Below are 13,902 nucleotides of genomic sequence, written 5' to 3'. Positions count from 1 at the left end.
ATCATGAGCCGGCGCGGATCGGCCGCTTGTTCTGGACGGGAACCCCTTCGATGACTCGACATAAAGTGATGGCCAGCGCGGCTCTTGCGCTGGTGATGGCCGTCAGCGGCGCGACCTTCGCTTTCGCCGAGATCACCCCGCCCGCCAAGGCCTTCGCCCAGCCGGTCGGCAGCGACTATTTCCTGGCCGACTACACCGCCTACGAAGCCTATCTGAAGACCCTGGCCGGCCAGTCCGATCGCATGAAGCTGGTCGATATCGGCAAGACGGAAGAAGGCCGCACCCAGTGGATGGCGATCGTCTCGTCGCCCGCCAATCTGGCCAAGCTGGACCACTACCAGACCATCGCGCGCCGCCTGGCCAAGGCCGAGGGCGTCAATCGCGACGAGGCCGAGAAGCTGGCCGCGGAGGGCAAGGCCGTGGTCTGGATCGACGCGGGCATGCACGCCAACGAGACCGTGACCTCGCAGGGTCAGATCCAGGTGCTGCACAGGATGCTGACCCAGACCGATCCGGAGACGATGCGCCTGCTGGACGATGTCATCATCCTGTTCGCCCACGACAATCCGGACGGCATGGAGCTGATCTCGGACTGGTATATGCGGAGCGAGGATCCGAAGAAGCGCGAGTTCGGCTCGATCCCGCGCCTGTATCAGAAGTATATCGGCCACGATAACAACCGCGACAGCTTCATGGCCCAGATGGCCGAGACGACCAACGTCAACCGCCAGCTGTTCCGCGAGTGGTTCCCGCAGATCGTCTACAACCAGCACCAGACCGCGCCCAACGGCATGGTGGTGTTCGTGCCGCCGTTCCGCGATCCCGCCAATTACAACTACGACCCGCTGGTCATGACCACCCTGCAGGAGGTGGGCATGGCGATGCACAGCCGCCTGGTGGCCGAGGACAAGCCCGGCTCCAGCGCCCGCAGCGCCGCCCCCTACTCCACCTGGCACAACGGGATGGAGCGCTCGATCGCCTATTTCCACAACTCGGTGGGCCTGCTGACCGAGATCACCGGCGGGCCCACGCCCATGCCGCTGAACCTGGTGCCCGACGCCCAACTACCCAGCAACGACCGGCCCATGCCCGCCCCGCCGCAGATGTGGCATTTGCAGCAGACCCTGGACTACCAGTGGAGCCTGAACCGCGCGGTGCTGGACTACGCCTCACGCAACCGCGAAAGGCTGCTGTTCAACATCTGGAAGATGGGCGCCAACGGCATCGCCAAAGGCAGCCAGGACAGCTGGACGCTCAGCCCCAGCAAGATTGACGCCCTGAAGGACGCGGCCAAGGACAAGCCGTTCGAGGGCCGTGGCGGCTCGGTCGATCCGACGCTCTACAAGACCGTGCTGCAGGCCCCGGCCCTGCGCGATCCGCGCGGCTATATCCTGCCCGCCGACCAGGCCGACCTGCCCACGGTGGTGGCGTTCCTGAACGCCCTGATCAAGGCCGGCGTGGATGTCGAACAGGCCGACAAGGCTTTCACGGTGGCGGGCAAAACCTATCCGACGGGCTCCTATGTGGTGAAGACCGCCCAGGCCTATCGCCCGCACGTGATGGACATGTTCGAGCCCCAGGATCACCCGCACGACACCGAGTATCCCGGCGGCCCGCCCAAGGCCCCCTACGATGTCACGGGCTACACCCTGGCCTATCAGATGGGGGTGAAGTTCGACCGCATCCTCGACGGCTTCGAGGCGCCGACCACGCGCGTGCCCGACCTGATCACCGTCAAACCTGGCGCGATCCGGGGCTCGGGCAAGGCGGGCTGGCTGATCAGCCATGAGACCAACAACAGCTTCACCCTGACCAACCGCCTGCTGAAGGCCGGGGCCAGCGTCCAGTGGCTGAAGGATGGCGGCAAGGCCGGCAAGACCAGCTTTGGCCCCGGCGCGATCTGGGTGCCCGCCTCGCCCGCTGCTCAAGCCGTGCTGACCGCCAGCGTCAAGGATCTGGGCATCGACGCCTGGGCGGTCGGCTCCAAGCCCGCCAGCGCCGCACTGCCGCTCAAGCCTGTGCGGATCGGTCTGGTCGACGTCTATGGCGGCTCGATGCCGTCAGGCTGGAACCGCTGGATGTTCGAGAAGTTCGAGGCGCCCTTCACGGTCGTCTATCCGCAGCGCCTGGACGCCGGCGACCTGAACAAGGACTTCGACGTCCTGGTCTTCGCCGACGGCGTGTTCCCGGCGCCCGCGGGGGGACCATTCCGCGCCGGTCGCGGCGGGTCTCAGCCCAAGCCGGAAGATATTCCGGAAGAATACCGCGCCTGGCTGGGCCAGGTGACCGACGCCCGGACGTTGCCCCAGGTCGAGGCGTTCGCCAGGGCCGGCGGCACGGTAGTGGCCATCGGCGCCTCGACGCGTCTGGCCACGGCCCTGGGCGCGCCTGTCGATGTGGCCACGGCCCGAAGGGAGAACGGCGAACTGAAGGCCCTGCCCAACAAGGACCTCTACATCCCTGGCTCGGTGCTGCGCGCCCGGGTCGATAATCGCCAGCCCCTGGCCTATGGCCTGCCCGATCAGGTCGACTTGTTCTTCGACCGCAGCCCGACCTTCACGCTGAAGTCGGACGCGACGGGCGTATCGAGGGTGTCATGGTTCGACAGCGACGCCCCGCTGCGCAGCGGCTGGGCCGTGGGTCAGGAGAAGCTGAAGGGCTCGACCGCGATCCTTGATGTCGATGTGGGCCGAGGGAAGCTGTTCGCCATGGGGCCCGAGATCACCCAGCGCGCCCAGTCCTATGGGACCTTCAAGTTCCTGTTCAACGGCCTGCTCTATGGCCCGGCGATCGCCGCCACGCGCTGATGACGAGATGCCGGCGGCGCACGGCGCCGCCGGCATCTTTCCCTGTATTGCAATCCCGCTGCCGATTGATGCGCGGCGGTTACAAATTGGCGATGCGGCAGCCTTGTTCGCGCCACGACCATCCGCGACACCGGCTTACCGCCCAGCTTGACCGAGGCGGCCGCCGGATCGCCCCAAGATCACCCCATGAGCCACACCGTTCAGATCGCCCGGCCCGCCATTGTCCTGCTGGTCGAGGACGATCACGACCTTCGACGCGAGATGGCCGGCTATCTGCAAGCGCAGGGCTATGAGGTTCGCCAGGCCGCCACAGCGGCCCAGGCCCGCGACCTTCTCGAACGGCAGTCGGTCGACGTGGCGGTGCTGGACGTCAATCTGCCAGGCGAGGACGGCCTCTCGCTTTGCCGTCGCCTGGCCGTCGAGGGAGGTCCCGCGATCCTGATGCTCAGCGCCCTGGGCGATCCCGTGGATCGCATCCTGGGTCTGGAGATCGGAGCCGATGACTATGTGGTCAAGCCGATCCCGCCACGCGAACTGCTGGCCCGCGTCAAGGCGCTGATGCGCCGACGATCGGCCGGCGCGCAGGGGAGCAACCGATCGGCCTATGCCTTCGCCGGCTTTCGCCTGGATCTGGCGGCCCGTCAGCTGACCGCGCCCAACGGCATGCTGCTGCTGCTCACCCGGGGCGAACTGTCCATCCTGGCGACCCTGCTGGAAAACGCACGATCGGTGGTGACCCGCGAGGCGCTGCTGGGCGTCATCAAGGGCGAGGAGCCGGAGGTCGTCGGCCGCGGCGTCGACCTTCATATCAGCCGCCTGCGCCGCAAGATCGAGGCCCAGACCGACCACGAGATCATCAAGACGCATCGGGGCGTCGGCTATGTGCTGGACGCCATGGTGGTGCGACAATGAGGGTTCCGTTCAAGCTTCGCTGGCCCAGCCCTCCCCTGGCCGTGCAGATCGTGGCGCTGCTGCTGGCCGGGATCGTCGTCGCCCAGCTGGTCACCCTGGTCCTGACCCTGCTCCTGCCTCCAGCTCCGCCGGCGCAGCACAGCCTGGCCGACATCGCGGCCGGCCTGCGTGGCGCGCCTGTCGCGACCCAGGGCGCCAAGCCGCTGCTGCGCGCCAGCGACAGCCAGCCGCCCAGTCTGCAAAGTCCCGGATGGTTCGTGCCGGAGTCCGCTCAAGCCGACCTGGCCCGGATGATGAACGTCGACCCGGACGATGTGCGACTGCTGTTCTACGCCCCCCTGCCCTTCGCCGGTCCCCCGACCAGGACCCTGACCAACGTCGAGCGCGCTAAGCCGCCCGCCCCGCGATCCGGATTGGCCGACGCCCTGCGGTCAGCCATCGCGCCCCGCGCCGCCGCCCAGACCGCATCGCCGCCCCCCTTCGCCGCGCCGCCGCCCGGTTTCCCAGCCCGCTCGGCGGGCGGCGCTTTACCTATGATCGGCTTTCCCGCCAGAGCCATGCGTGCGCCGGTGGCCCTGCGTCATGGCGACAGGATCCCCGGCCCCTCTGGGCCAATGGGCCAGCGGCCGCCAGTCTGGGCTTCGCGCTTCCCCCCCGCCTCCGCAGGCGGTGTTCGCCCACGCCCGTTTACGATGGGCGGCCCGATGGCCCCCCCGCCAGCCCGTCCAAGGATGGTCATGCCGATGGCCGGACTGGCTCGCCCGTCCATGCCGGGCCTGATGGGTCCGGTGCGGTCACCCGGCGACGGCTTTGTCGCGGCCACGCCCATCTTGTTCAGTGTGTCGACGAACTTCCCGCCCACGCACAGCGACCCGGCGCCGGCGACAGGTCCCTCCATTCGACCGACCACCCGTGAGACGATAGCCGCGCCAGCCCCCCTGACGGCGCAAGCTGCGCCAGCAGCGGAAGTCACGATCACCCGCGCGCCGGTGGTGGCGGCGGCCGCCGCGGCCCGAGCCGCCCTTCCCAAGGCCGATCCCGGTCGCCCGATCGCCGCCCCGGAGCCGCGCGGCCTGTTCGGTCTCGCCCCGGCGCCCTATGTCGAGGGCGACTTCATCGCCGCCTATCGCGTCGCGCCTGATCGCTGGGTGACCCTGCGCACCCAGCCCGAGGCCTTCCCCAACAGCTGGCAGAAGCGGCTGATGCTGTGGTTTGCCCTGTCGTTTGCGATCGTCGCGCCACTAGGCTGGATCTTCGCCCGCCGCCTGGCCGCGCCGCTGACCGATTTCGCCCGCGCCGCCGAGCGCCTGGGTCGCGAGCCGACCGCCGATGTCGCAACCCTGAGCGGCCCGGCGGAGGTGGGCCAGGCCGCCCGCGCCTTCAACCAGATGCAGGGGCGGCTGCGGCGCTATGTCGAGGATCGCACCGGCATGATCGGCGCCATCTCGCATGACCTGCGCACGCCCCTGGCCCGCCTTCGCTTTCGCATCGAGCGCGCTTCGCCCACCTTGCGCCGGGAGATGGCCCGGGATCTGGATCAGATGGAGGCGATGATCACCTCGGTCCTGACCTTCATGCGCGACAACGCCGAAGCCGGCGAGCGCCAGCGGGTCGACCTGCGCTCCATTATCGAATGCGCCGTCGACGACGCCGAGGTCGTCGGCGCCCAGGTCAGTCTGGAACCGGGCGCGCCGGCCGAGGTGGAGGTCGATGTGCTGAGCGTGCAGCGCGTGTTCGCCAACCTGATCGACAACGCCATCAAGTACGGCGATCAGGCCCAGGTGCGACTGTTCGCTGAGCGCAGCGAGGTTGTCGCCGAAATCACCGACCGGGGTCCTGGTCTGGTCGACAGCGATCTGGACCGCGTGTTCCTGCCCTTCTACCGCAGCGCCGAGGCGCGCAACTCAACGCGGCAGGGCGTGGGGCTTGGCCTGTCGACCTCGCGTTCGACCATCCGCGCCCACGGCGGTGACATCCGCCTGCGTCGGGGTCAGACGGGTCTGGTCGCCGAGGTCCGCCTGCCGATGGCGGTAAAGGTTTCGTCCTAGAGCATTTTCCGACGAAGTGGACGCCGGTTCGTCGTCAGAAAATGCGTCAAAACAAAAGACTAGAGCATTTCACCGATCCAATTGGATCGGAAAATGCTCTAGGCGCTGCGCTTGAACGGCGCCGCCGGGCAATGCTGGGCCAGGAACTCGCCGTGGCTGGGCAGCGCGGCGACCTGAGCCTTCAGGATCGGCGCCGACTGGTCCAGCGTCTGCTTGATCACTGAATAGGGCGCGGCGTCGACCAGTTGCTGATAGCGGTCGGGACGGATGCCCATGCCTTCCATGATCGACTGCCAGCTGGGCGCGCGGAACATGTCGTCGACACCGTCGCGCAGGACGGCGCTGGACTTGAACAGCTCGACCCGCTCACGCAGGCTCTCGGGCGGGGTGAGCTTCTGGTAGTCGCGCCAGAACGGCGTGTCGTTCCGCTGGGTCGTGTAATAGTGCAGCACGATGAAGTCGCGGATCTCCTCGTAGTCCATCGCCATGCGCCGGTTGTATTCGGCGGCCAGGCCGGGATCGAAAGCCTTGTCCGGGAAATAGCGCAGCAGGAAGTCCATGCCGCGATAGATCAGGTGCAGGGCGGTCGATTCCAGCGGTTCGATGAAGCCCCCGGCCAGACCGATGGCCACGACGTTGTTGCGGAACAGGCGCTTTCGCATCCCGGTCTTGAACGGAATGATGTTGGGGCCCAGCAGCACATCGCCCTCGATCTGGCTAAGCAGGGTGGCGGTGGCTTCGTCTTCGCTGATGTACTTGCTGCAGAACACATAGCCATTGCCCGCCCGGTGCTGCAGCGGAATGCGCCAGCGCCAGCCGGCGTCCTGGGCCTGGGCCAGGGTGTAGGGATGCGGATCCTTGACGTTCTCGGTCTGGGCGACGACGGCGCGGTCGCACATCAGTACGTCCGACCAGTCCAGATATTCCTCGTCGAGGGTCTTGCCGATCAGCAGCGCCCGGAAGCCCGAACAGTCGATGAAGAGATCGCCCGAGACCTCGGTCCCGTTCTTCATGATCACCTTCTCGACGAAGCCGTCGGGACGGGAGACCACATCGGTGACGATGCCCTCGGTGCGCTTGACGCCCCGCGTCTCGGCAAAGTCGCGCAGGTACTGGGCGACCAGCTTGGCGTCGATATGAAGAGCGTAGCTGGCCCCGCTCAGCAGGGTCTTCTGGGCGCGGAACGGCGGGATGAACTTCCACTGGTCGGCCATCACCGTGGCCGGAGCGAAGTCCTGCAGGGCCGAAGGGTGGCCATTGGCCTTGGCGCGCAGCCAGCACTGGTAGAACTCGTGCCGGCCGATGGGCCCGCCGATCTGGCCGAAGGGGTGATAGTAGGTCTCGCCCTTGTTGCGCCAGTTCTCGAAGCGGATGGCCAGCTTGAAGCTGGCCTGGGTCTTCTGGATGAAGTCCTGCTCGTCGATCCCCAGGCTGCGGATCAACTGCAGGAACGGCGGGATGGTCGATTCCCCTACGCCAATCGTCCCGATCTCCTCGGACTCGATCAGCTCCACCTCGACGCCGGTCTTGTGGAAGTAGTGGCTGGCCATGGCCGCGCAGATCCAGCCGGCGCTGCCGCCGCCGACGATCACGACCTTGCGGATCCCGTTCTGATTGGCGTCCTGCATGTCCGTCCCCACTCTTTTCTTGTCTCTTACTGGGCCGCCATCGGGGCCGGCCTGGCATATTGCTCGAGGAAGGCCCCATGCGTCGGCGCGGCCTCGACCGCCGCCTTCACCGCCTTGCGCATCTCGGCCATGCCCCGACGCAGCGACTCGACGTCCAGGCCGTCGATGCTGGGATCCCAGGTCCTGGGCAGGATGTCGAAGCCCGTATAGATCGCCAGCCAGCTGGCCGGCTGGAACATTTCCCAGCGGTAGCGGATGAAGTGGCCGCGCTCGCGGAACATCTCGATCTTGTGCTTGAGGGTGTCCGGAATTTCCACCGCCTGGCAGTCGCGCCAGAACGCCGTGTCGTCCCTCTGGGTGGCCTTGTAGTGCAGGATGATGAAGTCGCGGACGCGCTCCATTTCCAGCTTCGACATGTCGTTGAACTCGTCGAGCACGCCCTGATTGAAGCCACGATCCGGGAAGAGCTGCTTGATCTTCTCGATGCCGGTCTCAATCAGGGCGATACTCGTGCTCTCCAGCGGCTCGAGAAATCCCGCCGCCAGGCCCAGGGCGACGCAGTTCTTGTTCCAGGCCTTCAGACGGCGGCCCGGCGTGAAGCGGATCTGACGCGGCTCATGCAGCAGCGGATCGGGCACGGCCCCCTTCAGCTCGGCCATGGCGTCGTCGTCGCTGATGTGGCGGCTGGAATAGACGTAGCCGTTGCCATAGCGGTGCTGCAGCGGGATCCGCCAGCGCCAGCCGGCGGTCTGGGCCGAGACATCAGTATAGGGCGGCGGCTCTCCGCTGCCCTCGCTCTGCACGGCCAGGGCGCGGTCGCACAGCAGCCACGGGCTCCAGTCCTCGTAGCCGGTGTGCAGCGCCTCTTCGATCAGCAGACCCCGGAACCCCGAGCAGTCGATGAACAGTTCGCCTTCAACCGTGGCGCCGTTGTCCAGATCGACCGAGGCGATGAAGCCGTCCTCGGGACGCAGATTGACCTTGTTGATCCGGGCGTCGATGCGTTTGACCCCGGCCTTCTCGGCGACCTCGCGCATCAGCTTGGCGAACAGGCTGGCGTCGAAATGCAGGGCCCAGTCGAAGACCGACAGGGTGGACGGCGGGCTGCGGGACGGCTGGGTGAACTTGCCGCCCTTGGCCAGCGAGACGCCCAGGGAATATTCGCCGATCGCGGCTGTCTCGCCCAGGGCCCTCAGGCGCAGCCAGTAATGATGGAACGGCACGCCCCGGAGGTCCTGACCGAACAGGCCGAACGGGTGGATAAAGGACGAGCCAGGCTTGAGCCAGTCCTTGAAGCGGATGCCCAGCTTGCAGGTGGCGCCGGTGGCCCGCATCACGTCGAGGTCACTGAGACCCAGATTCTGGTAGAAGTTTCGGATCGTCGGAATGGTCGCTTCGCCCACGCCGACCGTGCCGATTTCGGAGCTTTCGATCAGGGTGATCTTCAGGGGCGAGCCCTGGAAATGACGCTGCAGACTGGCCGCCGCCATCCAGCCGGCCGTACCGCCGCCAACGATCACGACGCTGCGAATACGGTTGTCAGTCATGGGCTGGTCCAAGATCGCCCTCCCGAAGCGCATTCAGATAAGTCCGGTGGATATTGAGGCTATCGCCTGGCATCCGTCTCGGACAGGTCCGCCTCCAAAAAAGAGCCGCCGTGACGCGGGGGGTCACGGCGGCCGCAGGAGGTGAGCCTAGAGGTTACCAGCGCGCCCGAAGGCCGACGGTGTAGCGGGGTTCAAACTCGTTCTGCTTGATGTATTGGGTCTTACCCGCCGCGAACTTGGCGTAGTAATCCTCAATCTCGCCGGTCACGTTCGAACCGTTGAAGTAAACCGTGACGTTGTCGCGAACATTGTAGCTGACATTCACATCAACATATCCCGTGCTGTCTTGATAGATCGGGATGTTGTTGCTCATCACTTCGGCCAGACGATCTGTACGATAGTTGTAGGCGACGCGCGCCTGCAGCTTCTCGTCCTGATACCAACCCACCAGGTTGAACTGGTGCTTGGAGTTGTCGACGAAGGTCAGCTTCTTGCCGTCGAGACCCGTCCGCGATTCCTTGCTGGGCGAGTTGGTGTAGTTGGTGTCCACGCCGAAGTTCGACAGGAAGCCAGCCTCGGGCAGGATATCGCTCATCGCCAGCTTGGCGCCGACTTCCAGACCCTTCACCTCGCCGCCATCGCCCTGGATAGGCAGGGTGACGTTGACGGTGCGACGGATCACGCCGTCCTGATCGGGGAAGCGGCCCGTGGTGGTGCCGCCGGTCACGAAGCTGTCGATCTTCAGCTTGAAGGCCGAGATGTTCAGCATCGAGGCGCGACCGAAATAGTACTCGACGGCGCCGTCGAAGTTCTGCGAGCGCCACGGATCCAGGTTCGGGTTGCCGTCGGCGTTGGCGCTGGTCACGCAACGGACGTTCGGCAGGGCCGCGCCACAGTCGGAGGTGTTGATCTTCAGACCGCCGCCATAGCTGCCCAGGTCGAGGGGCTGCATGGTCTTGGAGTAGGCGGCGCGGATCTTGAAGTGCTCACCCAGGTCGTAGGTGAGGTTCACCGAAGGCAGCCAGTCGGTGTACTTGCGCTTGGTGACATTGTCGCCCGCGTCGGCGTTGGTGTCGCCGTAGTTGCGGGTGTCGCCGGTGAGGTTCTGCTTCACCGTCAGTTCGGTCTCGATGACGCGCAGGCCGACATTGCCCGACAGGCCGCCCATTTCGAAGTTGGCGGCGCCGAAGGCGCTCTGCTCGCTGAGCGTCACGTCATAGGTCTGGCCGGGAATCTGGACGCGGATGGCGCCGCCGAAGACCTTCTTGTGGAAGGCTTCAGCATCGTCGAAGTCGCGTGGGTCGATCGCCCAGAAGCCGGGAATGCCGCTGGTGACACCACCCAGGTCATCGACCCAGATCACGTTGTTGTAGGTGTCCAGACGCGTCGGCTGGTTGACGGTATAACCTTGGAACACCTGCAGGCCGGTGACCGGATCGGGCACGAATTCGCCCGCCTGGCACTGGTTCTGGTTCATGACGACGTCGATGGCCTTCCACTGGGCCTCGCAGCCGCCGGCCGGAACCGGCAGGCCGTTGGCCTGGACCGCGCCGGGCGAGCCGCCGTAGAAGCCCGAGAAGAGGTGGAACTGCTCGACCTCGACCGAACGCTTGCTCTGGCGAACGCCGGCGTCGACCTTGGTGATGAAGCCCAGGAACTTGTCGTCGAACCGGTAGTGACCATCGGCGCGGAACACGTTCATGTCCGACTCGATTTCATTATTGCCTTCCGACGAGAAGGCCCCGATCGCATAGCTATCCTTGTTAGCCATGTAGTCCTTGAGGCTCTTGCCCGCGCCCAGACCACCGGCCAGCGGGCGGTCGAAGCCCGACCACACCGCCTTGTCGCCGCTGATGTTGTAGTGCAGCTGCGGGTTGGCGCCGTAGCCCAGCGGGTTCGGATCCAGATAGCAACCGCCGGCGCTGCCCGATATTGCGTTGGTGCGGCGTGAAACGGGGAACTTGTCGCAGATGGCCTTGGGATAGAACGTGCCCCGGGTGCGGTCAGCCGCATCGCGGAACAGGTTGAAGCGACCGTCACCATAGCGCCAGTTGCTCAGGTCGCCCTGGGCCTGGCCGTTCATGCTCAGACGATCGCCGTCCGCGCGAATGGCGCGCGCTTCGAAGCTGAACGGACCGTCGTTGTCGTAGTTGAGTTCGAGGTTGTAGTTTTTGGTCTTCGACTTGGTCGTGCGGTTGACGGTGAAGGAGTTCACCCACCACGCATTGATGTCGTATTCGTCGACCGCCACCCAGTTGCCGATGCCGACAGGCGACGAAGCCGTGGGCGTATTCCAGGTGCCGAAGGCGCCGCCGTCCCAGCGGTTGGAGATGTTGAGACCGACAGCGCGGTTGTATTCTTCAAGCTCGGCGTAGAAGCCCTCGGCGATCAGGGTGAAGCCCTCGCCCAGGTCGGCCTCGAAGGCGACATTGACGCCCAGGCGGTCGCGTTCGACCACGCGGTTGAAGCTCTCATAGCCGTGGGGCGAGATGTAGCTGTTGGGGAAGTTGCCGCCCCAATCGTTGTTGCCCGACAAGCCGACGGTGCCCGAATAGTTGTTGCCCAGGTTCGACTTGCTCTTGGCGGCCGAGACCATCAGGCCGACGCGGTCGTTGCGCCAGTTGAGGACGCCGTTGACCAGGTAGTCGTTTTCCTTGGTGCGATCACCACGCTGCGCTTCGGCCGCGCCGGTGAAGGTCAGGCCCTCGCCGAACTGGAACGGGCGACGCGTGCGCAGGTCGATCGTGCCCGAGATGCCCGAGAGAGCGTTGGTCGGGCTGGTGGACTTGTAGACCAGCACCTGGTTCATCAGCTGCGAGGGGACGTCCAACAGGTCCGGCTTGGCCTCGCCCATGTTGCCGGCGCTCAGATACTGCTCGCCGTTCAGCAGGGTGATGACCTGTTTGAGGCCGCGGATATTGACGTTCTTGCCTTCGCCCGCGTCGCGCTGGATCTGGATGCCCGAGATGCGCTGCAGGGAGTCGGCGATGGTGACGTCCGGCAGCTTGCCGATGTCTTCCGCCGAGATCGCATCGACGATCGACGCCTGCGTGCGCTTGACGTCCACCGATTTGATCTGAGATCCGCGAACCCCGGTGACGACCACTTCTTCGACGGTGGTGTCCTGGGCGAATGCGCCGGTGGTCAGAGCCACCTGCGAGGCGCCGGCCAGCAAGGCCACCGCCAGGCCGCGCGTAAGCACGGCTTTCCTACGTTGATTAGTCAAATTCCTAGCTCCCCAACTAACGTTTTTATTTGATCGTCCGCCCCGTTCCTGGGCGCGTCGTCTACGCGACGCATTCCAGGACCGATTGAGCGCTTTCAGGCCCGCGAACTGTCTGTCCGCGATGTCCGTTCTTGACGGCGACCCCCAGCGCCCGGGCTGTCGATTCCGGCCCAACGCCGTTATCGGTTGAGCCCAACATCATCAAATGTCCCGACCAAGTCAACAAGAATGTCAACGTTGTCATTCCTGCCGCACAAGGCTTTTACCCGCCCCGGGCCAACCTGCCCAAACGCGGTCCAGGCTCTGAAATGAGCCCGCCGACCGTCCCGCCACCTCGAATATCCAGGAAAAATCTCCGGATTTACCCCATTTACGCTTTCCGAAACCCCTTTTCGCGCCCCGATGGTAACGCTCCCAATGGCTTTTCAGGAACGACTCCCTCAAGGCTGAACGCCCCCGGAATCAGGCAATGGGACGCGAATTCATGTCCCAAAAATGTCTCGCAAAATGACCCGATATGACCTGATTTTGTCCTAGTGCATGACAAGCCGGACACCGTGAGCTATGGCTTGCATGACGCGTCGCCTTGCCCCTGCCACCTTCACCGTGGTGGAGTCTGGTCAGTAAGAACGCGGAACCGGGTGTAGAAACGTAATGGCGACGATCCACGATGTGGCCGAGCGGGCGGATGTCTCGCCCAAGACGGTCTCTCGCGTGCTCAACGATCATGAGAGCGTCAGCGCCAAGACGCGCGAGCGCGTCCGCGCGGCCATGCAGGACCTGGGCTACCAGCCCAGCGCCGTGGCGCGCAGCCTGCGCTCGCAGACCTCGTCCTCGGTGGGGGTGCTGATGGGCGATCCCAGCGGCGGCTATCACACCAAGGTTCACCACGCCCTGCTGCTGGCCTGCGTCGAGACCGGCCGCCACCTGACGGTCGACCTGTTCGACGGCCCGGTCGCCGGCTGGCAGGACCGGATCCGCGCCTTCGTCGCCGACGGCGGCGTGCGCGAGATGATCCTGCTGCCGCCCGAATGCGACTTTGGGCCGCTGAAAGAGCTGATGCGCGAGCTGGAGGTCCGCTGCGTGCTGATCTCGCCGACTAGCCCAGACCCGTTCTTTCCCGCCATCGCAATGGATGATCGCGCCGCCGCCCGCGAGGTGGTCGAGCACCTGTTCAGCCTGGGCCACACCCGGATCGGCCACATCTCGGGCCATCCCGACCACGCCGCCAGCACCCATCGCCGCAACGGCTTCTTCGAGGCCTATGCCGCTCGAGGCCTGCCCCGTCCCGCGCCGGAGCTGATCGCCGACGGCGAGTTCACCTTCAAGACCGGCGCCGAGGCGGCCAGGGTCCTGCTCGACATCGACGAGCCGCCAACCGCGATCTTCGCCGCCAATGACGACATGGCCGCCGCCACCTGCATGGAGGCCCAGCGCCGCGGCCTGCGCATTCCGGACGATATCTCGGTGGTCGGTTTCGACGACGCGCCGATCGCCGGGGTGATCTGGCCGACCCTGACCACTATTCGCCAGCCCTTCGAACAGATGGCGCTGCGGGCCCTGCAGACCTTCAGCGCCTGGAACGCCAACGAGGTCGCCGGCAAGGCCGCCGCGCCGTTCCTGGCCCAGCACAGCCTGGTCGTGCGCGAATCGACCGGCCCCGTGCGCAGCGACGGACCGCCGAAGCGAAAGACCTGATCCCCTTCGCCGCCGAGCCGACAACGGCCGGCGGCC

Annotated in this window: 7 protein-coding genes; 4 read left to right on the top strand and 3 right to left on the bottom strand. The window is 65.8% G+C overall.

Annotated elements, in window-relative coordinates; all coding sequences use genetic code 11:
- Positions 1-50: 50 nt before the first annotated feature.
- The 3 genes from ACW17V_RS04990 (at position 51) to ACW17V_RS04980 (ending at position 5,767) form a co-directional block, all read left to right on the top strand.
- Positions 51-2,807: a M14 family metallopeptidase gene (locus tag ACW17V_RS04990; RefSeq protein ID WP_492107771.1), complete on the top strand. Its 2,757-nt coding sequence runs from the start codon at positions 51-53 to the stop codon at positions 2,805-2,807.
- 186 nt (positions 2,808-2,993) lie between these two features.
- Positions 2,994-3,719 carry a response regulator gene (locus ACW17V_RS04985; protein WP_492107770.1) on the top strand — a complete coding sequence of 242 codons (726 nt, stop codon included), beginning with the start codon at positions 2,994-2,996 and terminating at the stop codon, positions 3,717-3,719.
- The gene (locus ACW17V_RS04980; RefSeq protein WP_492107769.1) at positions 3,716-5,767 is read left to right on the top strand and encodes an ATP-binding protein; all 2,052 of its coding nucleotides are present in this window, start codon (positions 3,716-3,718) and stop codon (positions 5,765-5,767) included. The genes ACW17V_RS04985 and ACW17V_RS04980 overlap by 4 nt, the downstream gene beginning before the upstream one ends.
- 98 nt (positions 5,768-5,865) lie before the next feature.
- On the opposite strand, the gene ACW17V_RS04975 is transcribed toward ACW17V_RS04980, so the two are convergent.
- From ACW17V_RS04975 to ACW17V_RS04965, 3 genes are all read right to left on the bottom strand, one after another.
- Positions 5,866-7,395, bottom strand: coding sequence for a tryptophan halogenase family protein (locus ACW17V_RS04975; RefSeq protein WP_492107768.1), 1,530 nt, complete (start codon positions 7,393-7,395; stop codon positions 5,866-5,868).
- A gap of 26 nt (positions 7,396-7,421) precedes the next feature.
- Complete coding sequence (locus tag ACW17V_RS04970; RefSeq protein ID WP_492107767.1) at positions 7,422-8,942, bottom strand: tryptophan halogenase family protein; 1,521 nt, start codon at positions 8,940-8,942, stop codon at positions 7,422-7,424.
- Between the two features lie 154 nt (positions 8,943-9,096).
- Positions 9,097-12,168 (bottom strand): TonB-dependent receptor, encoded by a 3,072-nt coding sequence (locus ACW17V_RS04965; RefSeq protein WP_492107766.1) that lies wholly within the window; start codon positions 12,166-12,168, stop codon positions 9,097-9,099.
- A gap of 654 nt (positions 12,169-12,822) precedes the next feature.
- Here ACW17V_RS04965 and ACW17V_RS04960 point away from each other — a divergent pair.
- Positions 12,823-13,866: a LacI family DNA-binding transcriptional regulator gene (locus ACW17V_RS04960; protein WP_492107765.1), complete on the top strand. Its 1,044-nt coding sequence runs from the start codon at positions 12,823-12,825 to the stop codon at positions 13,864-13,866.
- Positions 13,867-13,902 lie beyond the last annotated feature (36 nt).

The sequence above is a fragment of the Caulobacter sp. FV2ye17ST genome (genome assembly GCF_058680955.1).
The sequence above is the reverse complement of the archived record's forward strand: the minus strand, read 5'-3'. Positions and strand labels throughout refer to the sequence as shown.

What these genes read in the sequence shown, in the direction of transcription:
- ACW17V_RS04990 (WP_492107771.1), top strand. Translation starts at nt 51, where the DNA reads ATGACTCGACATAAAGTGATGGCCAGCGCGGCTCTTGCGCTGGTGATG.
- ACW17V_RS04985 (WP_492107770.1), top strand. Translation starts at nt 2,994, where the DNA reads ATGAGCCACACCGTTCAGATCGCCCGGCCCGCCATTGTCCTGCTGGTC.
- ACW17V_RS04980 (WP_492107769.1), top strand. Translation starts at nt 3,716, where the DNA reads ATGAGGGTTCCGTTCAAGCTTCGCTGGCCCAGCCCTCCCCTGGCCGTG.
- ACW17V_RS04975 (WP_492107768.1), bottom strand. Translation starts at nt 7,395, where the DNA reads ATGCAGGACGCCAATCAGAACGGGATCCGCAAGGTCGTGATCGTCGGC.
- ACW17V_RS04970 (WP_492107767.1), bottom strand. Translation starts at nt 8,942, where the DNA reads ATGACTGACAACCGTATTCGCAGCGTCGTGATCGTTGGCGGCGGTACG.
- ACW17V_RS04960 (WP_492107765.1), top strand. Translation starts at nt 12,823, where the DNA reads ATGGCGACGATCCACGATGTGGCCGAGCGGGCGGATGTCTCGCCCAAG.